At 73.7% G+C, this 21,344-nt stretch carries 19 protein-coding genes; 11 read left to right on the top strand and 8 right to left on the bottom strand.

The features are described 5' to 3' along the window. Window positions 1–20: 20 nt before the first annotated feature. Window positions 21–1,199, top strand: coding sequence for a sensor histidine kinase (locus tag ACFVX9_RS05425; protein ID WP_387980490.1), 1,179 nt, complete (start codon window positions 21–23; stop codon window positions 1,197–1,199). Further along, window positions 1,196–1,858: a response regulator transcription factor gene (locus tag ACFVX9_RS05420; protein ID WP_363366990.1), complete on the top strand. Its 663-nt coding sequence runs from the start codon at window positions 1,196–1,198 to the stop codon at window positions 1,856–1,858. Before ACFVX9_RS05425 ends, ACFVX9_RS05420 begins: the two co-directional genes overlap by 4 nt. Before the next feature lie 99 nt (window positions 1,859–1,957). Here the strand turns inward: ACFVX9_RS05420 and ACFVX9_RS05415 are convergent, their stop codons facing one another. Genes ACFVX9_RS05415 through ACFVX9_RS05405 form a run of 3 tightly spaced genes read right to left on the bottom strand, consistent with a single transcriptional unit; the run spans window position 1,958 to window position 4,418 of the window. Further along, on the bottom strand, window positions 1,958–2,704 hold the full coding sequence (locus ACFVX9_RS05415) for a hypothetical protein (protein WP_387980488.1): 747 nt from the start codon (window positions 2,702–2,704) through the stop codon (window positions 1,958–1,960). 23 nt (window positions 2,705–2,727) lie between these two features. Then, the gene (locus ACFVX9_RS05410) at window positions 2,728–3,483 is read right to left on the bottom strand and encodes a hypothetical protein (RefSeq protein ID WP_387980486.1); all 756 of its coding nucleotides are present in this window, start codon (window positions 3,481–3,483) and stop codon (window positions 2,728–2,730) included. Continuing rightward, window positions 3,480–4,418 (bottom strand): ABC transporter ATP-binding protein, encoded by a 939-nt coding sequence (locus ACFVX9_RS05405; protein WP_387980484.1) that lies wholly within the window; start codon window positions 4,416–4,418, stop codon window positions 3,480–3,482. The genes ACFVX9_RS05410 and ACFVX9_RS05405 overlap by 4 nt, the downstream gene beginning before the upstream one ends. A gap of 179 nt (window positions 4,419–4,597) precedes the next feature. On the opposite strand from ACFVX9_RS05405, the gene ACFVX9_RS05400 reads away from it, so the two are divergent. Together ACFVX9_RS05400 and ACFVX9_RS05395 are read left to right on the top strand one after the other, a co-directional pair. Continuing rightward, complete coding sequence (locus tag ACFVX9_RS05400; RefSeq protein WP_387980482.1) at window positions 4,598–5,809, top strand: sensor histidine kinase; 1,212 nt, start codon at window positions 4,598–4,600, stop codon at window positions 5,807–5,809. 44 nt (window positions 5,810–5,853) lie between these two features. Further along, the gene (locus tag ACFVX9_RS05395; RefSeq protein ID WP_380373187.1) at window positions 5,854–6,513 is read left to right on the top strand and encodes a response regulator; all 660 of its coding nucleotides are present in this window, start codon (window positions 5,854–5,856) and stop codon (window positions 6,511–6,513) included. A 94-nt stretch (window positions 6,514–6,607) separates the two neighbouring features. On the opposite strand, the gene ACFVX9_RS05390 is transcribed toward ACFVX9_RS05395, so the two are convergent. The 3 genes from ACFVX9_RS05390 to modA form a co-directional block, all read right to left on the bottom strand. Continuing rightward, window positions 6,608–7,723: an ABC transporter ATP-binding protein gene (locus ACFVX9_RS05390; RefSeq protein ID WP_387980480.1), complete on the bottom strand. Its 1,116-nt coding sequence runs from the start codon at window positions 7,721–7,723 to the stop codon at window positions 6,608–6,610. A 64-nt stretch (window positions 7,724–7,787) separates the two neighbouring features. Then, window positions 7,788–8,615, bottom strand: a complete 828-nt coding sequence (locus ACFVX9_RS05385; protein ID WP_380373189.1) for an ABC transporter permease — start codon at window positions 8,613–8,615, stop codon at window positions 7,788–7,790. 71 nt (window positions 8,616–8,686) lie between these two features. Then, the gene (gene modA, locus ACFVX9_RS05380; protein WP_387980478.1) at window positions 8,687–9,541 is read right to left on the bottom strand and encodes a molybdate ABC transporter substrate-binding protein; all 855 of its coding nucleotides are present in this window, start codon (window positions 9,539–9,541) and stop codon (window positions 8,687–8,689) included. Window positions 9,542–9,927: 386 nt separating this feature from the next. Between modA and ACFVX9_RS05375 the strand changes: the two genes are divergently transcribed. Continuing rightward, on the top strand, window positions 9,928–10,995 hold the full coding sequence (locus tag ACFVX9_RS05375) for an RNA ligase (ATP) (RefSeq protein WP_387980476.1): 1,068 nt from the start codon (window positions 9,928–9,930) through the stop codon (window positions 10,993–10,995). Window positions 10,996–11,133: 138 nt separating this feature from the next. Then, on the top strand, window positions 11,134–12,531 hold the full coding sequence (locus ACFVX9_RS05370; protein ID WP_387980474.1) for a cytochrome P450: 1,398 nt from the start codon (window positions 11,134–11,136) through the stop codon (window positions 12,529–12,531). A gap of 194 nt (window positions 12,532–12,725) precedes the next feature. Here ACFVX9_RS05370 and ACFVX9_RS05365 read toward each other — a convergent pair whose 3' ends face one another. Then, window positions 12,726–13,109, bottom strand: coding sequence for a hypothetical protein (locus tag ACFVX9_RS05365; RefSeq protein WP_387980472.1), 384 nt, complete (start codon window positions 13,107–13,109; stop codon window positions 12,726–12,728). Window positions 13,110–13,280: 171 nt separating this feature from the next. Here ACFVX9_RS05365 and ACFVX9_RS05360 point away from each other — a divergent pair, with 171 nt between their 5' ends. Both ACFVX9_RS05360 and ACFVX9_RS05355 read left to right on the top strand, forming a co-directional pair. Then, on the top strand, window positions 13,281–14,057 hold the full coding sequence (locus tag ACFVX9_RS05360; RefSeq protein WP_380478510.1) for an RNA polymerase sigma factor: 777 nt from the start codon (window positions 13,281–13,283) through the stop codon (window positions 14,055–14,057). 45 nt (window positions 14,058–14,102) lie between these two features. Then, complete coding sequence (locus ACFVX9_RS05355) at window positions 14,103–15,068, top strand: hypothetical protein (RefSeq protein ID WP_063349937.1); 966 nt, start codon at window positions 14,103–14,105, stop codon at window positions 15,066–15,068. A 185-nt stretch (window positions 15,069–15,253) separates the two neighbouring features. Here ACFVX9_RS05355 and ACFVX9_RS05350 read toward each other — a convergent pair whose 3' ends face one another. Then, window positions 15,254–16,657 (bottom strand): cation:dicarboxylate symporter family transporter, encoded by a 1,404-nt coding sequence (locus tag ACFVX9_RS05350; RefSeq protein WP_387980469.1) that lies wholly within the window; start codon window positions 16,655–16,657, stop codon window positions 15,254–15,256. A 241-nt stretch (window positions 16,658–16,898) separates the two neighbouring features. On the opposite strand from ACFVX9_RS05350, the gene ACFVX9_RS05345 reads away from it, so the two are divergent. The 3 genes from ACFVX9_RS05345 (at window position 16,899) to ACFVX9_RS05335 (ending at window position 21,050) form a co-directional block, all read left to right on the top strand. Further along, window positions 16,899–18,746, top strand: coding sequence for an ATP-binding protein (locus tag ACFVX9_RS05345; protein ID WP_387980467.1), 1,848 nt, complete (start codon window positions 16,899–16,901; stop codon window positions 18,744–18,746). Beyond that, window positions 18,743–19,483, top strand: a complete 741-nt coding sequence (locus ACFVX9_RS05340) for a response regulator (RefSeq protein ID WP_387980465.1) — start codon at window positions 18,743–18,745, stop codon at window positions 19,481–19,483. The genes ACFVX9_RS05345 and ACFVX9_RS05340 overlap by 4 nt, the downstream gene beginning before the upstream one ends. A 142-nt stretch (window positions 19,484–19,625) precedes the next feature. Next, window positions 19,626–21,050, top strand: coding sequence for a diaminobutyrate--2-oxoglutarate transaminase (locus tag ACFVX9_RS05335; protein ID WP_387980463.1), 1,425 nt, complete (start codon window positions 19,626–19,628; stop codon window positions 21,048–21,050). The last annotated feature ends 294 nt before the right edge of the window (window positions 21,051–21,344 follow it).

The raw sequence follows: 21,344 nt of genomic DNA, 5'->3' as shown, positions 1-21,344 counted from the left end.
CGTCGAACTAGCCTTCCGGCATGAACGAGTTACGCCCGCTGTGGAAGCCGCCGTGGAACCGATCCGGCCGGGCGGGCCTGCCCGTGCTCTCGTCGCTGGCCGTCGCCTGCTTCCAAGTGGCGGGCACGGTCGGTGCAGGACAGCGGCAGCCCGACCGCGTCCAGCTCGACGCCCTCGGCTACGCGCTGCTCCTGCTCGGCCCCGCCGCGCTGCTGCTGCGCCGCCGCCACCCGGCAGCGGTCATGGTCGGCACCACAGCGGTCACCATCGGCTACCTGTTCGCCGGGTACCCGTACGGCCCGGTCTTCGTCAGCCTTGGTGTGGCGTTCTTCGTCGCGGTCCAGTGCGGGCAGCGGCGGGCGGCCTGGGCCTGCGGCGGCGCCTTCTACGTCGGTCAGCTGCTGATGAGCTACGCGATTCCGTACGACTGGCTGCGGGCCAAGAGCTGGCAGGCCAACGCCTGGCAGGAGTTGGGCGTCGCGGCGGTGCTGCTGCTCATCGCGACCGGTGCGGAACTGGCCCGGGTCCGCCGCGAGCAGTTCGCCGCCGCCGGAGCCGCCGCGGAGGAGGCACAGCGGCGCCGCGTCGACGAGGAGCGGCTGCGGATGGCCCGCGAGCTGCACGACATCCTGGCGCACAGCATCTCGTTGATCCACGTCCAGGCCGGGGTGGCGCTCGAACTCATCGACACCCGCCCGGAACAGGCCAGAAGCGCCCTGGCGACGATCAAGGCCGCCAGCAAGGAGGCCCTGGGCGAGGTCCGGCAGGTCCTCGGCACGCTGCGCGGACCGGGGGCCACCGCGCCGCGCACTCCCGCCCCCGGCCTGGACCGGTTGGACGAACTGGTCGACCAGGCCGGCCGGGCAGGCCTGACCGTCAGCGTCCGTTCCGAGGGCATCCCCGGGGAGGCGCCGACCGCCGTCCAGCGGGCCGCCTTCCGGATCGTCCAGGAAGCCCTGACCAATGTGATCCGCCACTCCGCGGCCCGGACGGCCACCGTGCTGCTCTCCCGGACGGCCGACGGCCTCACCGTGCAGATCGACGACCCGGGCCCGGTGGGCGGCGGCGACGCGGGCGGAGCGGGAGCCGGACTGATCGGGATGCGGGAGCGGGTCGCCACCTTCGGGGGCACCCTGGAGGCGGGCCCGTGCGACGCGGGCTTCCGAGTCCGGGCCCGCTTGACGAGAGGTGACTGGTGATCAGGGTGCTGCTGGTGGATGACCAGATGCTGGTCCGGGCCGGGTTCCGGGCGTTGCTCGACGCCCAGCCCGACGTCGAGGTGGTCGGCGAGGCCGGCGACGGCGAGCAGGCCCTGTGCCTCGCCGTCGAGCTGCGTCCCGACGTGGTGCTGATGGACATCCGGATGCCCCGCCTCGACGGTCTGGAGGCCACCCGGCGGATCGGGGCCGACCCGGAGCTCGGCGGGGTGCGGGTGGTCGTACTGACCACCTTCGAGCTCGACGAGTACGTCTTCGAGGCGTTGCGGTCCGGCGCGGCAGGGTTCCTCGTGAAGGACGCCGAGCCGGCCGAACTGCTCCGGGCGGTCCGGGTCGCTGCCGCAGGCGACGCGTTGCTCTCGCCGGGCGTCACCCGGCGCCTGATCGGAGAGTTCGCCGCCCGCTCGAAGGAGCCGCGGGCGGTCGGCCTTGAGATGCTCACCGAACGTGAACGCGAGGTGCTTGCCCTGGTCGGGCTCGGGCTCTCCAACGAGGACATCGCCCGCCGCCTGGTGGTCAGCCCGCTGACCGCCAAGACGCATGTCAGCCGCGCCATGGTCAAGCTCGGTGCCCGCGACCGCGCCCAACTGGTCGTCCTCGCCTACGAATCCGGCCTGGTCCGCCCCGGCTGGCTCGGGTGACAGATGACAGATAACAGATTTCGAAATCTGTTATCTGTCATCTGTTCGCTGTCATCTGTTTTTGTCATCGGTTACCGGCCCGCCGCCCGCCGTCGGGCGCTACTCGCCGGAAGCCTGGTGCCGCCGGATCGCCCGCAGCCCTCCGTAGGCGGCAGCAGCCGTCCAGAGGGCCATGATCAGCAGTCCGGTCCAGTGGCCGTAGTGGATGCCGGCCTCGGTCCGGGTGTGCATCGCGTACAGGCCGGCCCGGTCGGGCAGGAACTGGCCGGCCTCGCGGACGCCGGGGATGGCCGCCAGCCAGGTGGTGCCGAGGAACACCATCGGGCCGAGCAGGCCGAGCGCGGCGCTGAAGTTGCCCAGCATCGTGGTCAGTCCGAGGCAGAGCAGCACCAGCAGCGGGTGGTAGAGCACGCCGGCCACGAAGCTGCGGGCCAGGCCGGGGGTCGACCAGTCCAGTCCGACGGTGGCGTCGACGGCCAGGAACGAGCCCGCCGTCGACGCCAGCCCGAGCAGCAGGCCCAGCCCGGCGCCGAGCGTGAGCTTGGCGCCGTACAGCCGCTCGCGCCGGGGCACGGCGATGAACGAGGTGCTGATCATGCGGGTGTTGAACTCCTGCCCGATCAGCAGGATCCCGAGGCAGGCCACGGCCACGTGCCCGAAGAGCAGCCCGTAGTAGATCCCGTTGGCCGGGTCCGTGCCGGGGGCCACGGTCTTGGGGTCGGAGGCGGCGCTGACGGCCGCGGTGACCCCGACGGTCAGGAGCAGGGCGACCAGCGGGGCGGCCCACTGGGAGGGCAGGGTGGTGAACTTGATCCGTTCGGCGCGCAGGGCGTGGGCCGCGCTCATTGTCATCTTCCCTTCGTTCGCGGTCACTTGGCGCGCCGCAGGGCGAGCAGGCCGCCGTAGGCCGCGGCGCCGGCCCACAGGGCCATGATCAGCAGTCCGGTCCAGTGCCCGTACGAGACCTGCGGGTCGTCGGCGTAGTGCAGTGCGTACTGGCCGGCCCGGTCGGGCAGGAACTGGGCCACCTGCCGCACCCCGGCCACGCCGCCGAGCAGCGGCGAGAGCAGGAAGACGACCGGTACCAGCAGTCCCATGGCGGCGGTGAGGTTGCCGAGCAGCGCGGTCGCCCCGAGGCAGAACACCACCAGCAGCACCGGGTAGAGCACGCCGGCGGTGGCGCTGCGGACGAAGGCGGGGCCGTCCCAGTCGCCGGGGACGGTGGCCGCGTACCCGGCGAAGGCGCCCGCCGTGCCTGCCGCGCCGACGCCGAGGCCGACCAGTGCGCCGAGCGTGAGCTTGGCGCCGTACAGCCGTCCGCGCCGGGGGACGGCGGTCAGCGAGACGTCGATCATGCGGGTGTTGAACTCCTGGCCGATCAGCAGGACCGCGAAGCAGACCAGCGCGGCCTGGCCGAAGTTGAGCCCGTAGAAGACGCCCACGCCGGGGTCGTCGGTGAGGGTGTGCTCCGATCCGCCGAGGGCCGCACCGATCGCCGTGGTGGTGCCCACGGTGAGCGCGAAGGCGAGCAGCGGGGTGATCCAGAGCGAGTGGAGCGTGGTGAGCTTGATCCGCTCGGCGTTGAAGGCGCACAGGTGGTACCGGAGGGTCGAGCCGGGGCTCATGCGGTGGCCTCGGCGCGGTACTCGACGCTGTCGGCGGTCATCCGCATGAACGCCTCCTCCAGCGAGTCCTGTTGGACCGCGATCTCGTACAGCACCACGCCGTGTGCGGCGGCGAGCGCGGCGATCTGCTCGGGTTCGGCGCCGGTCACCTCCCAGGCGCCGTCGTCGGCCTCGGTCACGGTGAGGTTGCCGGCGGCGTCCGACTGCTGGAGCAGGTCGCCGCCGAACAGGGCGGCGAGTTTGGCCGAGTTGACGGCCCGGACGCGGATCCTGGTCCGGCCGTGCTGGTCGATGAACTCGGCGGTGGCGGCGTCCGCGAGCAGCCGGCCGCGGCCGATGACCACCAAGTGGTCGGCGGTGAGCGCCATTTCGGTCATCAGGTGGGACGACACCAGCACCGACCTGCCCTCGGCGGCCAGTTCGCGCAACAGGGTGCGGATCCAGCGGATGCCCTCCGGGTCGAGACCGTTGACCGGTTCGTCCAGCAGTAGCACCGGCGGGTCGCCGAGCAGCGCGGCGGCCACCCCGAGGCGCTGGCGCATGCCGAGGGAGAAGCCGCGGATCCGCCGTCCGGCGGCGTCGGTCAGGCCGACCTGGGCGAGCACCTCGTCCACCCGGCGCGGCGCCAGGCCGTTGCTCGCCGCGAGCCAGCGCAGGTGGCCGGCGGCGGTGCGGCCGCCGTGCAGGGCATGGGCGTCCAGCAGGGCGCCCACCTGCCGCAGCGGCTGGGCGAGTTCGGCGTACCGGTGGCCGCCGACCAGGGCGCTTCCGGCGGTGGGGCGGTCCAGGCCGAGGATCAGGCGCATGGTGGTGCTCTTGCCGGCGCCGTTCGGGCCGAGGAAGCCCGTCACCAGGCCGGGCCGGACCTCGAAGGACAGGTCGTCGACGACGCGCCGGCCGTCGTACTCCTTGGTGAGGCCCTGGATCTCGATCACGGCCGCGCTCCCCTCTCGGTGCTCCGGTGCCGGGTCGTCCGGCTGGTGGTCACATTCGACCGGAGCGGGCTGTACCGGCGGATCCCGCCGGGGTCGGGAGCCGTCTCCCTCCCGGGAGGGACGCGGCGGCAGGCTCGCGGGGGAGCCAGGGCCGGCCGCTGAGCTGGCAGGATGGTGGAATGCCCAGGATCCTCGCGCCGCTGCTGGCCGGCGCCACGTACGCGCGCCTGCTGCACCTGCTGGTCGGGTGGATCTTCGCGGGCGTCGTCCTGATGATCTATCCGGGGACGTACCACAAGGGCCTGGGCGAGATCGTGGTCGCGAGCGCCGCGGTGGACGTCACCCTGCTCGCCCTGGTCGCCCTCGTCCCCGCGACGCGGCGCGCCGAGGGGGTGCAGGCGCGGTTGCTGCTGCTGCCCGACCGCGAGGAGGACATCGCCGCCGAGTCCTCCCGCACCTGGGCGGACCGGCGGCGCACCGCCGGCTGGCTGATCGGGCGGGTCGTGCTCGGCTCGGTGGTCGGGTTCGCGACGGCCTTCGGCCTCACCAGCGGCTACGACCTGCTGACCGGACCGGACTCGTTCTGGTACCTCCCGCTCGCCCCGGTGCTGGTGCTCGGCTACGGCTGGCTGGTGGTGTCCGCCGGTCGTCTCCAACTCGCCATGGCCGTAAGGCTGCTGGGTCCTTCACCGGCGGAGCGGCTGGCGGAGGCGGAGCTGCGGGCCGAACGGCTGCTGGAACGCAACAGGTTGGCCCGCGAGCTGCACGATTCCATCGGCCACGCACTGACGGTGACGGTCCTTCAGGCGGGTGCCGCACGGGAGGTCGGGGACCAGGTGTTCACCGCCAAGGCGCTCGAAGTCATCGAGGAGACCGGCCGCCGGGCCATGGAGGACCTCGAACGCACCCTCGTCCTGCTCCGCGAGACGCCGGAGGGCGCGGCCGGCAGCGGAACGGCCACCGAACAGCCCGGCGTCGACCAGCTGCCCGCACTGTTCGACACCGCCCGGTCGGCCGGGAGCCCGGTCGAGGCGCGGATCGAGGTGTCGGCGGGGGCGCTGCCCGGGGTGCTCTCCCGCGAGTCCTACCGGATCGTCCAGGAGGGTGTCACCAACGCGCTCAAGTACGCGCCCGGCGAGCCGGTCAGTGTCCGGATCGCCGTTCAGGGAGGGCAGTTGGAGCTGCGCTGCGCCAATCGCTCGGCGGTCGGCGGACCCCCGGCGCGCCTGGCGGGCGGTGCGGCGGGCAAGGGCGGCAAGGGCGGCAAGGGGCTGCGCGGCATCCGGGAACGCGCCACGCTGATCGGCGGGGAGGTCACCGCCGGGGTGTCGGGCGACGGGGGCGGGGAGTGGGTGCTCGCCGTCCGGCTGCCCCTACGCTTGGGCTCGTGACGAACGATCCTGTGGGCGACGGACCGGCGAGGGGCTCCGCCGGGATGATCGACATCCTGCTCGCCGACGACGAGGAACTGGTCCGGGCCGGGATGCGGGCCGTCCTGGAGGCGCAGGGGGACCTGCGGGTGGTCGGTGAGGCCGCCGACGGCGCCGACGCGGTGGCGCTGGCCCGCACGCTGCGCCCGCACGTCGTCCTGATGGACGTCCGGATGCCGGTGCTGGACGGCCTGGAGGCGACCCGCGAGCTCCTGCGCCCCGGCGCGCCGGGGGAGCAGCCGCCGAAGATCCTGGTCGTCACCACCTTCGAGAACGACGACTACGTCTACCAGGCGCTGCGCGCGGGCGCCGACGGCTTCCTGCTGAAGCGCTCCCGGGCGGCCGAGATCGCGCACGCGGTACGGCTGGTGGCGGCGGGTGGGTCGCTGCTGTTCCCGGCCGCGATCCGCCGCCTCGCGGCCGGCCACGGCAATCCCGCCGCCCGCGCGACCATGGAGCGGGCGGCGCTGACCGAGCGCGAGGCGCAGGTGCTGCGGCTGGTCGCGCGCGGCCTCAGCAACGGGGAGATCGCCGAGCTGCTGTTCCTCGGCGTGCAGACGGTGAAGACCCACGTCAGCAGTGTGCTGGCGAAGCTCGGGGCGCGGGACCGCACCCAGGCGGTGATCGCCGCGTACGAGTCGGGCTTCGTCGAGCCGTCGGAGTAGCGCACAGCGCGGCGGGCAGGAGTGGCGTACCGGGCCTGAGCAGCGCAGCGGGCAGGAGCTCGGCGGGGACGTGGGCGGCCCGGTGCCGTCGGGGTCAGGCCGGGTAGGCGTGGGTCTGGGTGGCCTTGACGGAGGCCCAGACCTCGGATCCGGGCGCCAGCCCCAGCTCGGCGACGGCGGCCGGGGTGAGGTCGGCGGCCATCGGCAGTTCGCCCGCGAGGTCGGCGCGCACCTGGTCGCCGTGCAGGTCCAGGCCGGTGACCTCGGCCTTCCACACGTTGCGCGCGCTGGACTGGGGCCGTTCGCGGTGCAGGGTCACGGCGGACGGCGGGAAGGCGACGAAGGCCGGGCCGGACAGCTCCTCGGTGGTGGCCAGGACCGTGCCGGCCGTGAGCGTGACCTGGTGGCCCTCGGCCACGCCCTGGTACAGGTTCAGTCCGACCAGGCGCGCGATGTAGTCGGTGCGCGGCCGCCGGGCGACCTCCGCCGGGCTGCCGGACTGCACCTCGTGCCCTCCCTCGATCACCACCAGCCGGTCGGCGAGCACCATCGCGTCCAGCGGGTCGTGCGTCACCAGCACCGCCACGGCCTCGAACTCGGCAAGATGGCGCCGCAGTTGGGCGCGCACGTCGAGCCGGGTGCGGGCGTCCAGGGCGGCCAGTGGCTCGTCCAGCAGCAGCAGCCGGGGGCGGACGGCCAGCGCCCGGGCCAGCGCCACCCGCTGGGCCTGGCCGCCGGAGAGGTTGCCGGGGCGTACGGAGGCGTGGTCGGCCAGGCCCATCCGCTCCAGCCAGGCGGCCGCCTCGGCCCGGGCGGCACGCTTGGGGCGGCCCTGGCAGCGCGGGCCGAAGGCGACGTTGTCGAGCGCGCTGAGGTGCGGGAAGAGCAGGTAGTCCTGGAACACCACGCCGACGGGACGTTCCTCGGCGGGGGTGTGCACGCGCTGCCCGGGCTCCTCCAACAGACGTCCGTCCAGGCGCAGGTGGCCGCCGGTGAGCGGGAGCAGCCCGGCGAGGGCGCGCAGGGCGGTGGACTTGCCGGCGCCGTTCGGGCCGAGCAGCGCGACCACCTCGCCGGGGGCGGCGGTGAGGGCGAGGTCGAGGGTGAACGCGGCGCGCTCCACCCGCAGCCGGGCGTCGAGGGCGGGTGCAGGCGCAGCCGTGGCAGCAGGGGCGGCGGGGGCGGCGGGGTCGGTCGGGGAGGTGCTCATCGGGGCGGCGTCCAGGGGGTCGGGGCAGCGGTGGCCGGGTTCCGGCCCGGGGCTCGCAGGGCCGTCACGGGGTCGACATCCAGCGGTCGCGCAGGCCGACCAGGACCGCGACGGAGACCACCAGCAGGACCAGCGACAGCGCGATCGCCGCCTCGGGGTCCGATTCCATGGCGAGGTAGACGGCCAGTGGCATGGTCTGGGTGCGGCCCGGGAAGTTGCCCGCGAAGGTGATCGTGGCGCCGAACTCGCCGAGCGCCCGGGCCCAGGCGAGGACCGCCCCGGCGGCGATCCCCGGGGCGATCAGCGGCAGGGTCACCCGGCGGAACGCCGTCAGCCGGGAGGCGCCCAGGGTCGCGGCCGCCTCCTCGTAGCGGGGGTCGGCGGCGCGCAGCGCGCCCTCCACGCTGATCACCAGGAACGGCATCGCCACGAACGCCTCGGCGATGACCACCCCGGTCGTGGTGAACGGCAGTGTGATGCCGAAGGCCGAGTCCAGCCAGGAACCGACGATGCCGCGCCGCCCGAGGACCAGCAGCAGTGCCACGCCGCCGACCACCGGCGGCAGCACCAGCGGCAGGGTGACCAGGGCCCGGATCACCCGCCGGCCCGGCAGTTCGGTGCGGGCGAGCAGCCAGGCCAGCGGGACGCCGAGGACCAGCGAGACCGCCGTGGCCGCCGTCGCGCAGATCAGCGACAGGCGCAGGGCGTCCCAGACGGCGGCGCTGGTGAGCTGTTCGGACAGGCCGCTCCAGGGAGCCCGGACGAGTAGGCCGACCAGCGGCAGGATCAGGAACGCCAGTCCGAGCAGCGCCGGGAGCAGCAGCGTGACCGGGACGCGGTGGGTGCGCCGGCGCCGGCGCCGGCGTGGCAGGGCTTTCGCCGTTCCTGCCACGCCGGGCCCGGTGTCGGCGGTGCGTTCGGTGGTGCGCCCGGTGTCGCTGGTGCGCTTGGTGGTGCGGTCGCTCACGGCGCCTGGAAGCCCGCCGCGGTGAGCGCCTGCTTGGCCTCGGGTGACTGGATGTACGCGACGAAGGCGGCGGCGCCGTCCTTGTTCGGGGCCTTGGCCAGGACGGCGATCGGGTAGTCGTTCACGGCCTTGTCGGCCTCGGGGAAGTCCACGCTGTCGATCTTCCCGGCATCCGCCTTCACGTCGGTCTTGTACACGAGCGAGGCGTCGACCTCGCCGAGCTCGACCTTGGTCAGCGCGCCCTTGACGTCCTGCTCCAGGGTGACCGGGGTGAGGTTGACGTTGGCGGCCTTGAGCGCGGTCAGGGCGGCGGCGCCGCACGGCACCTCCTTTGCGCACAGCGCGACCTTCACGCCGGAGGCGGTGAGGTCGTTCAGGCCCGCGACGTGCTTGGGGTTGCCCTTGGGCACGGCGATGGTGAGCGTGTTCTTGACGAAGGTCTTCGGGTCGCCGCTCGCGCCGCCCGCGTCGGTCACGGTCTTCATGGTGGCCGGACTGGCGGCGGCGAACACGTCCGCCGGGGCGCCCGAGTTGATGCTGGTGGCGAGGCTGGAGCTGCCGCCGAAGTTGAACTTGACCTTGGCGCCCGGGTTCGCGGCCTCGAACTTCTTGCCGAGGTCGGTGAACGTCTCCTTGAGCGAGGCGGCGGCGAAGACGGTGATGTCGCCGGTGGCCTTCGGGACGCTGCCGCCACCGGCCGCCGACGAGGCCGAGGAACCCGCCGTCGAAGCGGGCGAGGAGCCGCCGGACTTGCCACCGCCGTCGCTGCCGCAGGCGGTGGCCCCGAGGCTGAGGACGAGGGCCGCCGCGGCGGCGACGGCGAGTCTGCGGGTGGTCGTACGGGTGCTCATCGGGGCTTCCCCTCCAGGGCTCGCGCCGGAAGGGGCGCGGGGTGAGGCCGCAGGTGCGGCCATTACGGTGATCATAGTGCCGCAAATGCGAGTGATAAGTCCTCTGTCGCTTCGCACAGGCGGGGTGTGGCGGGGGTCTCCGCCCGGCTGTGTGAAGGCTCAAACGTGCACGGACGGCGCCGGGGCGGGAGTGCTGCGGGGGTCGGCGTGACGGCCGGTGTGAGGGGCCGTGTGAGGGGGGCGACGTGAGCATGGTGCCGGGGAAATTGCGTCGCGCAGGGGGCGGTCGGGCGGACAGAGTGGGGGCGATTCGTACAGCAGTCCGCACAGCAGCCCGTACACACCGCCCGGGTCGAACGGCCCAGGAGGGGAGGAGGGGTCCGTCCATGTCCACGTTGCGCGTCACCGTCGAGAAGCTGGTCGTCCTGGAGCACTCGAACGCCGACGCACTGGAGCTCGCGCAGGTCGGCCTCTACCGGGCGGTGGTCGCCAAGGGCAGGTACCGGACCGGCGACTACGCCGTCTACATCCCCGAACAGTCGGTCCTCCCGGCGGAGTTGATCGAGGAGCTGGGCCTGACGGGCAAGCTGGCCGGCAGCAGGTCCGACCGGGTGAGGGCCGTCCGGCTGCGCGGTGAGCTGTCCCAGGGCATCGTCTGCCTGCCGACCGTGCTCGCCGGCACCGACCTGGCGGACGCCGCCGGGCGTGGCGAGGACTTCGCCGAGCTGCTCGGAGTCGTCAAGTGGCAGCCCCCGGTGCCGACCTCCATGAACGGCGACGTGCTGAGCGCGCCAGACCTGCTGCCCTGGGTGGACATCGAGAACCTCAAGCGCTACCCCGACGTCTTCGAGCCCGGCGAGCCCGTGGTGCTGACCGAGAAGCTGCACGGCAGTTGCTGCCTGATGACGTACACCGCTGCCACCGGCGAGGTCCAGGTGTCGTCCAAGGGCATCGGGGCGCAGGGGCTCTCACTCGTCGAGGACGAGCGCAACCTGTACTGGCGGGCCGTGCGCGCGTACGACCTCCCCGCCGTGGCGGCCCGACTCGCCGAGCGGCTCGGCGCCGAGCGGGTCGGCGTCTTCGGCGAGGTCTTCGGGGCCGGTGTGCAGGACCTGACGTACGGCGCCTCCGGCCGTGCCGAACTGCCTGGCTACGCCGTGTTCGACGTGTCGGCCTTGGTGGACGGGCAGCTGAGGTGGTACTCCGTCGCCGAACTGCTCGACGGCGAACTGCCGTTGGTGCCCGAACTGTGGCGCGGGCCGTTCGACCCGGAGACGGTGCTGGCCTTCGCCCAGGGCGAGGAGACCGTCTCGGGGCGTGAACTCCACCTGCGCGAAGGCGTGGTGGTCCGGCCGGTGACGGAGCGCTGGAGCCTGGTGGTCGGCGGACGGGCGATCGCCAAGGTGGTCGGTGACGCCTACCTGACGCGCAAGGGCGGCACCGAGTGCGAGTGATCCCCGCCCCGCCCCGCCCCGTCGCGCCCTCCCGTGCGCTCCCGCGCGCTTTCGCTTCTTCGCGCGCGCCTTCGCGCCTTCCGTTACTGATGACTCGTCAGTTACGTTGATGGGTCGCCTGTGGAGAATGGAGTGCCGATGACCACCGCCACCGCCCTCATCCCCGGGCCGGCCGGAAACCCCCTGGTCGGGTCGCTGTTCGATCTCACCCGCCGCCCGCTGCGCACCTACCTCGCCGCCCACCGCGACCACGGGGACGTGGTCCGGTTCCGGGTCGGGCCGCCCGGGCTGCGGGTCGAGTTCTACGGGGTGTTCTCCCCGGAGGGTGTCCAGCAGGTGTTGGGTAGCGAGGCCGCCAACTTCCGCAAGGAGAACGCCTTCTACGACGAGCTGCGAAGCAGCGTCGGCAACGGACTGCTGACCAGCCAGGACGGCGACTACCAGCGCCAGCGCCGGCTGGTCCAGCCGCTGTTCACCCGCCGCCGGGTGGACGGCTACGCGGGCGCCGTCGCCCAGGAGGCGCGGGCGCTCACCGAGCGGTGGAACGCGATCCCGGTCGGGGTCAGGGTCGGGGTCGTGGACGCGGCGGAGGAGATGTCCCGGTTCGCGCTGCGCGCCGTCGCCCGGATCCTGTTCGGCGCGGACGTCGAGGAGGCGGTGGCGGTGGTGGACCGCAGCTTCCCGGTGCTCGGTGAGTACGTCTGGGACCGGGGCTTCGCGGCGATTCGCATCCCGCGCACCTGGCCGACCCCCTCGAACCGGCGCGGCGCCGAGGCCCAACGCGCCCTGTACGCGGTCTGCGACCGGATCATCGCCGAGCGGGCCGCGCGCGGCGACCTGGACGAGGACGCGGACGACCTGCTCACACTGCTCGGACGGGCCCGCGGCGAGGACGGAGAGCAACTCGACCCGGCCGAACTCCGGGACCAGGTGCTGGTGTTCCTGCTCGCCGGGCACGAGACCACGGCCACCTCGCTGGCCTTCGCGCTGCACCTGCTGGCCACGCACCCCGAGCAGCGCAAGCTCGCCCAGCAGGAGGCGGAGACCGTGCTGGCCGGCCGGGAGCCGACCGCGGCGGACCTGGAGTCGCTGCCGTACATCACCCGGGTGCTGAAGGAGTCGATGCGGCTCTACCCGGCGGCGGCTCTGGTCGGGCGGAGGGCGGTCGCCGAGACGGTCATCGACGGGTACGTGATCCCGGCGGGTGCCCAGGTCGTCGTCTCGCCGCTGGTCACCCACCGGCACCCGGCGCACTGGCCGGACCCGGAACGCTTCGAACCCGACCGCTTCCTGCCCGAACAGGAGAAGGAGCGGCACCGCTACGCCTGGTACCCGTTCGGCGGCGGTCCGCGGGCGTGCATCGGGCAGCACTTCGCGATGCTGGAATCGGTGCTGAGCCTGGGCGTGCTGCTGCGGGACTTCGAGATGGAGGCGGTGGACGAGCGGGTGGCGCTCGCCCAGGGCATCACGCTCCGCGCGGCGAGCCCGATGCGGATCCGGGTGACGGCGAGGGGAGCCGCGGGGCTCGCCGGGTAACGGCTGACAGCCTGCAGCATTCAGATTTCATCGGACAGATAACAGAAGATGAAATCTGTTATCTGTCATCTGTTTGTTGTTATCTGTTCGCCGCCTCTCCGGGCATGCGACCGGCCGGCGCCCGCCGGGGTACGGACATGCAGCGGGGGCGCCGCCCCGGCGGGACGGCGCCCCTCATCGGTCCTGCCGGTGCCTCAGCCCCGGCTCTGGAACACGATCTTGGTCCAGCTGGAGCCCGGGCAGTTGCCCCAGACGTCCCAGGCCTGGGATCGGGCGCCGATCCACAGGCCGGTGGTGCTCGTGCCGTTGGCGCAGTAGGTGATGGTGCGCAGCTCGCCCGAGTAGACGTTGCAGTAGCCCTCCCAGCGCCACCCGTAGTCTGCGGTGATGACGCAGTGGTAGGAGGCGGCGGCCACCTCGGGCGAGGCCCCGATGGCGCCGGCGGTGATGGTCTGGTCGGCGGCGGCGACGGTGGGCGCGGCGGCGGCGGCGGGCAGGGCGGTGGTGCCGAGCACGCCGAGGGCGGCTGCGGCGGCCATCCCGAACGTGGCGATCTTCCTGGCGATGCGACCTCGCATGGCGGTTTCTCCTCGCTCAACGGTACAGATCGGGCAGTGCGTCCCCGGCCGTCCGGATCCACGGGGCGAGTGAATTCCGGCTTCCTGTCCGGCTGATGACGTATTGCGCACGAATGACTGCGGACAGTGAGACGACGACCTATGATGTGACCTGTGTCACAGGCTTTTTCGATGGGTCGTGACCTGCCCAACTGGGCTTTCGGAGTGCCGATTTCCGGGGAGAGCGGCATGGCGGAATGCGACGGTCGGTGTGGCGGCGGACGCGGGAGCGGGGGCGGGAAGGACTTCGGTCCGAGGCCCGCCGATCGTCAATCGGCCGATTTCAACCGGGTGTTCACGGAAATGCTGCCGAGGCTCCACCGGGCGGCCGCTTCGCTCACCGGCGGGCTCGCTGCCGGGGACGTGGTGCATGACGCGTATCTGCGGATCGCCCGCAGGCCGGAGCGGTTCCTGAGCCATCCGCAGCCCTACGCCTACGTGTTCACCACGATGGCGAACATCCTGCGCGACCAGTGGCGCCGGGAGCGGCGGAGGGTCGTGCTGCCCGATCCGTCCGAGACGGCCGAGCGGGAGCGGGGCCAGCCGCCGGTCGAGTCGCCGTCGGGCGGGATGGTCGAGCTGCAGGCGCGCTGGGAGGTGCTCCGGCTGCTGGGCTGCCTGACCTCGAAGCAGGCCCGGGTGGTGGTGCTGGTGGATCTCGACGGCTACACCGTCGACGAGGCCGCCGAGCTGCTGGGCCTGCATCGCAGCACGCTGGCCGTCACCCGTCGCCGCGCCCACGGGAAGCTGCGCGCCGTCCTCGCGCGGGAGCGGGAACATGAGCGGGAGGGCGAGCGGGGCGATCGGCCGGGGCCCACCCCCGCAGCGGCGCCCGGCGCGGGGTCCGATGAGGGGCCCGGCGCAGGCCCTGGGGCGGCTCCCGAAGCGGCTCCCGACGCACCGAGCTGACGCTAAGTCAGCTGATGCGCCACCCCGGCCCGTACGCTGAAAATCGTGATCACGTACGAGGACCACCGCCTCCGCGCCCTGGCTGACGACGGCCGCTGGCCCGAACTGCTGACCGCCTACCGGCAGGGCCGGGCGGCAGCCGTGGAGCGCGCCGGGGAGGAGCCCGCGGCGGCGCTGACCGCGCCGCTCGGCCACCTGATCGCCTACTCGGCGCCGCCGGAGCTGTCCGTCCGGCTGTTCGACCGGGATGGCGGCCCGGGGACGGTCGCCGGGGTCGCCGACCATGACGCCGGTCCGCTCTGGGAGGTGCTGGCGACTCGGCATTCCTGGCTGCGGCTGGCTCCGCTGCTCGTCCCGGCCCCGGTGCGCCGACTGGTCGCGCAGACCAGGGTGCTGCTCGGCGAGGACCTCTCGTACGGGGCCGAACCCGACCCGGAGGGCATGCCGCTGCTGCTGGCGCCCTGGGAGACGGCCGGATGGGACGAGGGGGCTCGGGTGCGCCAGTACCTGCCCTGCGGGGGCGCGCGCAGTGCGCTGCTGACCCTGCCGGCCAGCCGGGAGGGTCTGGGCGAGGTGGTGCTGCCCGCGCCGGGTGTACGGCTGGGCGGGCAGCGGGCGACCCGGGCGCTGGCCGCGCTGGCGGACTGGGCGGAGGTGGTCTGCGTCCGGGGCCCGGCGCCGCAGGCGGCCGCCCAACTGGCCCGTAGTTCCCGGGTCACCGGCGGGTACCTGCCGTTCGCGCTGGTCTACCCGGCGCTGGTGCAGGCCGCCGTCGTGGACCGAGGGCGGGGCTCGGCGCACGGACGGCTGGCGCTCTGGCGGGCGCTGGTCGCGATGGCCGGCGCGGAGGGTACGGACGGGCCGGACCGGGCGGAGGTCGACGCGCTGGTGGCCCGGATGCGCTGCTTCATCTGGCACGAGCCGGCCGCCGGGCTGCGCCATCTGCACGTCGCGCTGGAGGACCCGGCCTGTGGCCTGGCCTGGGCGGTGAGCGGCTCCGAGGACCTGTGAGGACCTGAGAGGGCCTGCGAGACTCCGTCAGGACCTGCGAGGACCTGCGAGGTGAGGACCTGCGAGGACCCGTGAGAACCGGTGAGGGCCTGTGGCGAAGGCCCGCCGGACATGCGGAACCCCCGGTCCGGCGCCGTTTCCGGGGGAGGTGGTGGCGCCGGACCGGGGGGGTATGAGGGGGCCGCTCAGGCGGCCGCGGCCGTGCCGCTCCGGACGGGGTCGGCTTCCGGAGCCGCCGGGACGGCCTCGGGGGCCGCGATCGGCCCGCCGTGCGCGTCGACCAGGGTCCGCTCGTCGAACGGCTCCTCGCCGGCCAGCACCCGCTGGGCGCGGTCCGCGTCGAGTTCGCCGGTCCAGTGCCCGATCAGGACGGTGGCGACGGCGTTGCCCGCGAAGTTGGTGAGCGCGCGGGCCTCGGACATGAAGCGGTCGATGCCGACGATCAGGCCGACCCCGTCCACCAGGGCGGGCTTGTGCGACTGCAGTCCGCCGGCCAGGGTGGCCAGCCCGGCGCCGGTGACCCCGGCCGCGCCCTTGCTCGCGATCACCATGAACACCAGCAGCGAGAGCTGCTCGCCGATCGACATCGGCTTGTCCATCGCCTCGGAGATGAAGATCGACGACATGGTGAGGTAGATCGCGGTGCCGTCGAGGTTGAAGCTGTAGCCGGTCGGCACGGCGATGCCGACGACCGGGCGGCTCACGCCGAGGTGCTCCATCTTGGCGATCAGGCGGGGCAGCGCGCTCTCGGAGGAGGAGGTGGAGAGGATCAGCAGGAACTCGCGGCCCAGGTAGCGCAGCAGCGCGAACACGTTGACCCCGGCGACCAGTCGCAGCAGCGCGCCCAGGACGACGACGACGAACAGCACGCAGGTCGCGTAGAAGCCGATCATGATGACCGCGAGGCTCTTCAGCGCGGCCGTGCCGGTCGCTCCGACGACGGCGGCCATCGCCCCGAAGGCGCCGATCGGCGCGACCCACATGATCATCGACATGACCCGGAAGACCAGCCGCTGCACGTGTTCGATCCCGCGCAGCACCGGGGCACCGGCTGGGCCCATCGCCTGGAGGGCGAAGCCGGCGAGCAGTGCGACCAGCAGGGTCTGCAGCACCTTGCCCTCGGTGAGGGCCGAGAACGTGGTGGTGGGGATCATCCCGAGCAGGAAGTCGGTCGTCGACTGGGCGCCGCCGGCGACGGCCTGGGCGTGGCCGGACTTCGCGAGCGCGGCGGTCAGGTGCAGGCCGCCGCCGGGCTCCAGCAGGTTGCCGACGGCCAGACCGATGGCCAGCGCGACGGTCGACATGACGAGGAAGTAGCCGAGGGCGAGGCCGCCGACCTTGCCGACCTTGGCGGCCTTGGTCACCGAGCCGATGCCCAGCACGATGGTGCAGAAGATCACCGGGCTGATCATCATCTTGATCAGGTTGACGAAGCCGGTGCCGACCGGCTTCAACTCCACGGCGAAGCCGGGGGCGGCCAGCCCGACCACGATGCCCGCGACCACGGCGGCGATGACGGAGAGGTAGAGGTAGTGGGTCCGGTCCCTGCGTCTGGATCCCCCCGCCGGTGCGGCTCCAACGATCGACATCTGCGGCTCCTTCGCCGTGCGGTCCTGGCGGCCCCGGGTGGTGGGCCGCTCTGACTATCGGGCCTGGGCGTGACGGAGGTCACGTTTGCGTTCATAGAGTTCACGGCCGGGCGCGACCGGGCGCAGCCGGGCCGTGGGGGTGCGACTGGGCTGCGGGACGTTCGTCGACGGGCAGTCGACAGGCCGCCGACCGGTCGCGGGCCCCTGGGGGACCCCGGGGGCGTGGTGCACACTGGCAGGCATGTCCGTGCGCACCGCCCCCACGCCCCCGCGCCGACGGCTCCCGGCACCCCGCGGGCTGGTCCGCAGCTTGGCCGGGCAGCTCTTCGTCGTTCAGGTGGTCATCGTCGCCGCCGTGGTGGCGGGCGGCGCGGTGCTCGCGTACCTCTTCACCGCCGACCGGGCCGAGGACGCGGCCCGCCGCCAGGTCACCGCCGTCGCCCACGCCGTCGCCGACTCGCCGTCCGTGCGGGCCGCCGTCACCGCGCCGGACCCGACCGCGGTGCTCCAGCCGTACGTCGAGCAGGTGCGGGTGGACACCGGCGTCTCCTTCATCACCGTCATGGACACCGAGGGCGTGCGCTGGACCCACCCGCTGCCCGAGCAGATCGGCAAGCGCTTCCTCGGGCACATCGACTGGGCACTCGCGGGGGAGACCCGCAGCGAGACCTACACCGGCACGCTCGGACCGTCCGTGCGGGTGGTCACGCCGGTGCTGGACGACCGGCACCAGGTGATCGCGCTGGTCAGCGCGGGCCTCACGGTGGAGTCCATCTCCGCGCAGTTGAGCGGCCCGTTGCTCGCCCTGGTCGGGGTGGCGGTGGCCGCGCTCGGGGTCGGCGGCGTGGGCACCTACCTCGCCAACTCCCGGCTGCGGCGGCACACCCACGGCATGGGGCCGGCCGAACTCAGCCACCTCTACGAATACCACCAGGCGACCCTGCGCTCGGTGCGCGAGGGGCTGGTCCTGCTGGACCGCGCGCACCGGGTGGTGCTCTGCAACGACGCAGCCCGCGAACTGCTCGGACTGGAAGGAAACTTGGAGGGTCGTCTGATCGTGGAGCTGGGGCTGCCGCGGGCGCTGGTCGCGGCCGTGCTCGGCGACGAGCCGGTCCGGGACGAGGTGCACCTGACCGCCGAGCGGGTGGTGGTGCTCAACACCTCCACCATCGGCACCGGCCTCGGCCTGGTCGTCACCCTGCGCGACCACACCGAACTCCAGTCGCTCAGCGGAGAGTTGGACTCCGTGCGGGGCTTCACCGAGGCCCTCGGGGCGCAGGCGCACGAGGCGGCCAACCGGCTGCACGCCGTCGTCTCCCTGATCGAACTCGGCCGCCACGAACAGGCGGTGGAGTTCGCCACCGCCGAGCTCGCGCTCGCCCAGCAGCTCACCGACCGGGTGGTCGCGGCGGTCGGCGAACCGGTGCTGGCCGCGTTGCTGCTCGGCAAGGCGGCCCAAGCGGCCGAGCGGGGAGTGGAGTTGACCCTCACCGACGACAGTCGGATCGACGACGGGCTGCTGCCGCCCGGGCTCTCCTCGCGGGACCTGATCGCCGTCCTCGGCAACCTGATCGACAACGCCGTGGACGCCGCCATCGCCGGAGCCGCGCAGAGCACGGTGGCGCCGGAGGTCACCGTCACCGTGCGAATCGACGCGGGTGGTGGCGGTGCGGACGGCGGCGGTTCGGACGATGGTGGTTCGGGCGACGGCGGTTCGGCGGGCGGTGGTGTGGCGGGCGGCGATGTGGCTCCGGGTGGGGGCGGTTGCCTGCTGCTGCGCGTCGCCGACACCGGGGCGGGGATCGACCCGGCCGCCGTCGAGGACGTGTTCCGGCGCGGCTGGAGCACCAAGCAGGACGGGCGCGGGCATGGTCTCGGGCTGGCGCTGGTGGCCCAGGCCGCCCGGCGCAACGGCGGCAGCGTCGCGGTCGGGCGTGACCGGGGTGCGGTGCTCACCGTCCGGCTGCCGCTCGCCGGGCTGCCGGCACGACCCGGTGAGCGGCAACCGGGGCAACCGGGGCGGCCGGAGCGACTTGGCCAGGCAGGGCAACCGGGGCAACCGGGCCGGCGGGAAGGGGCGTCGCGATGACCGAGGCGACCGCCGCTCCGGGGATCTCCGTGCTGGTCGTCGAGGACGACCCCGTGGCCGCCGCCGCGCACACCCTCTACGTCGAGCGCGAACCCGGCTTCCACGCCGCCGGGACGGTGCACAGCTGCGCCGACGCGCTGCGCTTCCTGGACCGCGCCCGCGCTGCCGGGAGGCCCGTCGACCTGACCCTGCTCGACCTCTACCTGCCGGACGGCCACGGCCTCCAGCTCTGCCGCTCGCTGCGCGCCGCCGGCCACACCACCGACGTCATCGCGGTGACCTCGGCCCGCGACCTGGCGATGGTGCGGCAGGCCGTGTCGGCGGGCGTGGTCCAGTACCTGCTGAAACCGTTCAGCGCCGCCGCCCTGCACGATCGCCTGGAGCGCTACGCCCGCTACCGCGACAGCCTCGGGCGCACCGGCGAGGCGACCGGGCAGGACGAGGTCGACCAGGCGTTCGCCCTGCTCCGCACGCCCGAGCGCAGCAGCCTCCCCAAGGGGCTGAGCGCGCCCACCCTGGACACCGTCGCCTCCGTGCTGCGCGAGACGGAGACGGGCCTGTCCGCCGCCGCCGCGGGCGCCGCCGCCGGGGTCTCGCGGATCACCGCGCGCCGCTACCTCGAACACCTCGTCGACACCGGGCGGGCGGTGCGGGAGCCGCAGTACGGGAGCGTGGGGCGGCCGGAGCTCTGCTACCGGTGGAAGGGTGGTGGGGCGGCTCCGGGTCGGCGGGGGTGAGGGCCGTGACCTTTTCGCCGGTCGCTCGTTGGCAGGACCGGGGGCGGTTCACTCACTCGGGTGGTTCTGGGGGCCCCTGGGGTATCCCGCCAGGTCAGGGGCGGTAAAGTTAGGCTTACCTAACTTCTTCTGGGGGTTTGCCTTGTCGCTCGCCGCCGTTCCCGCCCAGGCCCCGGCCTCCGGCGAGGCCATCCTGCGCCGCCAGCGCGTACGCGAGTCCGCCGCCCGTACGTACGCCCGGTCCTTCCCGATCGTCCCGGTACGGGCCCACGGCATGACCGTCGAGGGCGCCGACGGGCGGCGCTACCTGGACTGCCTCTCCGGCGCCGGGACGCTCGCCCTCGGGCACAACCACCCGGTGGTGCTGGAGGCGATCCGCCGCACCCTCGACAGCGGCGCCCCGCTGCACCTGCTCGACCTCGCCACCGCCGAGAAGGACGACTTCACCAGCGCCCTGTTCGAGAGCCTGCCCGCCGACTTCGCCGCCGGCGCCCGGATCCACTTCTGCGGGCCCGCCGGTACCGACGCCGTCGAGGCCGCGCTCAAACTGATGCAGACCGCCACCGGCCGGTCCGGCGCGCTCGCCTTCACCGGCGCCTACCACGGCATGACCGCCGGAGCCCTGGCGCTCACCGGCAACGTCGCCGTCAAGGAACCGCTGCCGAGCGGCGGCGAGGTCGTCCGGCTGCCCTACCCGTACGGCTACCGCTGCCCGTTCGGCGTCGGCGGCGAGGCCGGCGCCGACCTCGCCGCAACCTACGTCGAACGGCTGCTCGACGACCCCTCGGGCGGGGTCGTCCCGCCCGCCGCGATGATCCTGGAAGCCGTCCAGGGCGAGGGCGGCGTCGTCCCCGCGCCCGACGGCTGGCTGCGCGAGATGCGCCGGATCACCGCCGAACGCGGCATCCCGCTGATCGTCGACGAGGTGCAGACCGGCGTCGGGCGCACCGGGGCGATGTGGGCCGTCGAACACAGCGGCATCGTCCCGGACGCCATGGTGCTCTCCAAGGCCATCGGCGGCAGCCTGCCGCTCGCCGTCGTCGTCTACCGGGAGGACTACGACGGCTGGCGCCCCGGCGCCCACACCGGAACCTTCCGCGGCAACACCCTCGCCATGGCCGCCGGCGCCGCCACCCTGCGCCACGTCGCCGCCCACGGACTGGCCGAGCGCGCCGCCGTCGTCGGCGAGCGGATGACCGCCCGGCTGCGCGGGCTCGCCGCCGAACTGCCGGTGATCGGCGACGTGCGCGGGCGCGGCCTGATGCTCGGCGTCGAACTCGTCGACCCCGCCGCCGAACCGGACGCCTGCGGGGCCCGGCCGGCCGACCCGGCGCTCGCCCGCCGGGTCCGGGAGGCCTGCCTGGCGCGCGGGCTGATCGTCGAACTCGGCGGGCGCCACGACGCGGTGCTGCGACTGCTGCCGCCGCTCACCATCACCGACGAGCAGGTCGCTGCGGTGCTCGACCGGCTCGCCGACGCGATCGCGGCCGCGGCGGCCCTCGATTCCGCCGCAGAGGCGAGCCCTGTGGCGAGCCCTGCGGCTCCCGCGGCCCGGGGCGCCGAATGAGCGCGGGGCGAGGGGGCGGTGGCGGTTCAGGGGAAGGCTCGGGAGGAGGTTCGGGCGCCCGATCAGGGGCCGGTGGTGACTCCGGGGCCGCGGGCGGGGCCGGGGCCGGGGGTGGTTCCGGCGCCGCCGCCGGACTGCCCGGCGGGCCCGTCCCGTTGGACGCCCTCGCGGGCGGCGTCGGGGGGGCCGGGGGGTTCTGGGGTGTTCCTGTCCCCCTCCCCCCCCCCCTCCCCCCCCGCCCCCCCCCTCCCTCTCGGGCCCTCTCCCTCTCCCCCTCTCCCCAACCTCTCTTGC

This window comes from Kitasatospora sp. NPDC058243 (assembly GCF_042882025.1).
Lineage (GTDB): Bacteria > Actinomycetota > Actinomycetes > Streptomycetales > Streptomycetaceae > Kitasatospora.
Note: the sequence above shows the minus strand (reverse complement) of the source record. Positions and strands in the feature narration are given on the sequence as shown.

Bases quoted from the DNA above. Each gene is read 5' to 3' on its own strand.
- ACFVX9_RS05410 (WP_387980486.1), bottom strand. From the start codon at position 3,483: ATGAGCCCCGGCTCGACCCTCCGGTACCACCTGTGCGCCTTCAACGCC.
- ACFVX9_RS05340 (WP_387980465.1), top strand. From the start codon at position 18,743: ATGACCGAGGCGACCGCCGCTCCGGGGATCTCCGTGCTGGTCGTCGAG.
- ACFVX9_RS05360 (WP_380478510.1), top strand. From the start codon at position 13,281: ATGGGTCGTGACCTGCCCAACTGGGCTTTCGGAGTGCCGATTTCCGGG.
- ACFVX9_RS05415 (WP_387980488.1), bottom strand. From the start codon at position 2,704: ATGAGCGCGGCCCACGCCCTGCGCGCCGAACGGATCAAGTTCACCACC.
- ACFVX9_RS05375 (WP_387980476.1), top strand. From the start codon at position 9,928: ATGTCCACGTTGCGCGTCACCGTCGAGAAGCTGGTCGTCCTGGAGCAC.
- ACFVX9_RS05400 (WP_387980482.1), top strand. From the start codon at position 4,598: ATGCCCAGGATCCTCGCGCCGCTGCTGGCCGGCGCCACGTACGCGCGC.
- ACFVX9_RS05370 (WP_387980474.1), top strand. From the start codon at position 11,134: ATGACCACCGCCACCGCCCTCATCCCCGGGCCGGCCGGAAACCCCCTG.
- ACFVX9_RS05350 (WP_387980469.1), bottom strand. From the start codon at position 16,657: ATGTCGATCGTTGGAGCCGCACCGGCGGGGGGATCCAGACGCAGGGAC.
- ACFVX9_RS05365 (WP_387980472.1), bottom strand. From the start codon at position 13,109: ATGCGAGGTCGCATCGCCAGGAAGATCGCCACGTTCGGGATGGCCGCC.
- ACFVX9_RS05395 (WP_380373187.1), top strand. From the start codon at position 5,854: ATGATCGACATCCTGCTCGCCGACGACGAGGAACTGGTCCGGGCCGGG.
- ACFVX9_RS05425 (WP_387980490.1), top strand. From the start codon at position 21: ATGAACGAGTTACGCCCGCTGTGGAAGCCGCCGTGGAACCGATCCGGC.
- modA (WP_387980478.1), bottom strand. From the start codon at position 9,541: ATGAGCACCCGTACGACCACCCGCAGACTCGCCGTCGCCGCCGCGGCG.
- ACFVX9_RS05390 (WP_387980480.1), bottom strand. From the start codon at position 7,723: ATGAGCACCTCCCCGACCGACCCCGCCGCCCCCGCCGCCCCTGCTGCC.
- ACFVX9_RS05345 (WP_387980467.1), top strand. From the start codon at position 16,899: ATGTCCGTGCGCACCGCCCCCACGCCCCCGCGCCGACGGCTCCCGGCA.